Source organism: Streptomyces sp. SP18BB07 (genome assembly GCF_036322545.1).
In the GTDB taxonomy this organism is placed as follows: domain Bacteria; phylum Actinomycetota; class Actinomycetes; order Streptomycetales; family Streptomycetaceae; genus Streptomyces; species Streptomyces deccanensis.
The window spans coordinates 1-2,129 of sequence record NZ_JAQYWT010000050.1 but is presented as its reverse complement, the minus strand read 5'-3'; the positions used below and the strand labels follow the sequence as shown (position 1 = coordinate 2,129).

General features: G+C 72.1%; 3 protein-coding genes. All 3 read left to right on the top strand.

Annotation, left to right across the window (positions count from 1 at the left end):
- Positions 1-31 precede the first annotated feature (31 nt).
- A complete protein-coding gene (locus PUR53_RS00130) occupies positions 32-682 on the top strand; it encodes a GntR family transcriptional regulator (RefSeq protein ID WP_329896243.1) in 651 nt (216 codons plus the stop codon).
- Between the two features lie 81 nt (positions 683-763).
- Positions 764-1,516, top strand: coding sequence for a PIG-L deacetylase family protein (locus PUR53_RS00125; RefSeq protein WP_329906948.1), 753 nt, complete (start codon positions 764-766; stop codon positions 1,514-1,516).
- A partial coding sequence (locus PUR53_RS00120) for a 4-carboxy-4-hydroxy-2-oxoadipate aldolase/oxaloacetate decarboxylase (RefSeq protein ID WP_329906947.1) occupies positions 1,516-2,129 on the top strand: 614 nt, incomplete at its 3' end. The genes PUR53_RS00125 and PUR53_RS00120, both read left to right, overlap by 1 nt.

The window sequence follows — 2,129 nt, the reverse complement described above, 5'->3', positions numbered from 1 at the left end:
GTTCGACAGGCACTCACTCAGGGAGGGCACGATGCAGGAGGAAGCCCGTCCGGGCACCGGGGAGCAGGCCAAACAGCTCGCGCTGGCGAAGCTGCGGCAGGCGATCCTGCACGGCGAGATGGCACCGGCCCAACGGCTGGTGGAGAACGAACTCGCCGAGCAGTTCGGTGTGACACGGGCCAGCATCCGCGCGGCACTGATCGATCTGGAGGCCGAAGGGCTGGTCGAGCGGATCCGCAACCGCGGCTCGCGGGTGCGGGTGGTGACCGTGGAGGAAGCGGTCGCCATCAGCGAGTGCCGCATGGCGCTGGAAGGGCTGTGCGCGGCGAAGGCGGCCACCGTGGCCACCGACGACGAGCTGGCCGAACTGGCCGACATCGGTACGGCGATGACCAAGGCCGTGGCCGACGGCGAGCCGGTGACGTACTCCGAGCTGAACCAGCGGCTGCACGCCCGCATCCGGGAGATCTCCGGCCAGCGGGTGGCGGTGGAGCTGCTGGAACGGCTCAACGCCCAACTGGTGCGCCACCGCTTCCAGCTCGCGCTGCGGCCGGGACGGCCCCAGCACTCCCTGGGTGAACACCTGGCCATGATCGAGACGATCACGGCGAGGGACCCGCGGGCGGCCGAGGAGGCCGTCCGCGCCCACCTCACGAGCGTGATCACCGCGCTGCGCGCCTAGCGCGCCGCCTCCCGTGCGCTCCGGGGTGGGTCAACAGGCCTGATCGGCCTGTCCGTTCCGTCCACCAGGGAGACCCATCAGATGACCGACGGCACGGCGCCCGCCGCCCCACCACGATCGACACTCGTCGTCACCGCGCACGCGGGGGACTTCGTGTGGAGGGCCGGCGGCGCCATCGCCCTGGCGGCCTCGCGCGGCGAGAAGGTCACCATCGCCTGTCTCACCTTCGGTGAGCGCGGCGAGTCCGCCAAGGCCTGGCGCGAGGGCCGGACGCTCGAAGAGATCAAGGCGATCCGCCGGGAGGAGGCCGAGAAGGCCGCCGCGACCCTCGGCGCCGCCATCGTCTTCTTCGACGCCGGCGACTACCCGCTGACCGGCACCCCCGAACTCACCGACCGGCTGGTCTCCGTCTACCGCGCGGCCCAGCCGGACGTCGTCCTCACCCATCCGCTTCAGGACCCCTACAACGGCGACCACCCGGCCGCCGCCCGCATGGCGCTGGACGCCCGGGTCCTCGCCCAGGCCATCGGCTATCCCGCCGAGGGCGAGATCATCGGCGCCCCGCCGGTGTTCTTCTTCGAGCCGCACCAGCCCGAGATGTGCGGCTTCAAGCCCGAGGTCCTCCTCGACATCACCGAGGTCTGGGAGACCAAGCGCAGGGCCATGGAGTGCCTGGGCGCCCAGCAGCATTTGTGGGACTACTACACCGACCTCGCCGTACGCAGGGGAGTCCAGCTCAAGCGCAACGCGGGCCCCAACCTGGGGCTCGCGCACCGGACCATGGCCGAGGCGTACATGCGCCCCTACCCGCAGGTCACGGGGGTGCTGGACTGATGGGCGGCGTGATCGTCACCAACCCGCCGAAGGCGGACGCCGAGGACGTCGAGGCGATCGGCCGGTACGGCGTCGCCACCGTCCACGAGGCGATGGGCCGCACCGGTCTGCTCGGCACCCACCTCCGCCCCATCCAGCAGGGCACCCGGGTCGCGGGCACCGCCGTCACCGTGCTCTCCTGGCCCGGCGACAACCTCATGATCCACGCCGCCGTCGAGCAGTGCGGCGAGGGCGACATCCTCGTCGTCACCACCACCTCGCCCTCCACCGACGGCATGTTCGGCGAACTGTTCGCCACCGCGCTCCAACGGCGCGGCGTGCGCGGCCTGGTCATCAACGCCGGTATCCGCGACACCGAGGAACTCCGCGCGATGGACTTCCCCGCCTGGTCCGCGGCCGTCAGCGCCCAGGGCACGGTCAAGGCCACCGGCGGCTCCGTCAACGTCCCCGTCGCCATCGGCGGCCAGACCGTCCGCCCCGGCGACGTGATCCTCGCCGACGACGACGGCGTGGTCGTCGTCCCCCGCGAGAAGGCCCGGCGCACGGCCGAGGCCTCCGCCGCCCGCGAACAGAAGGAGGCCGCCTCCCGCGCCGCCTTCCTCGACGGCCAACT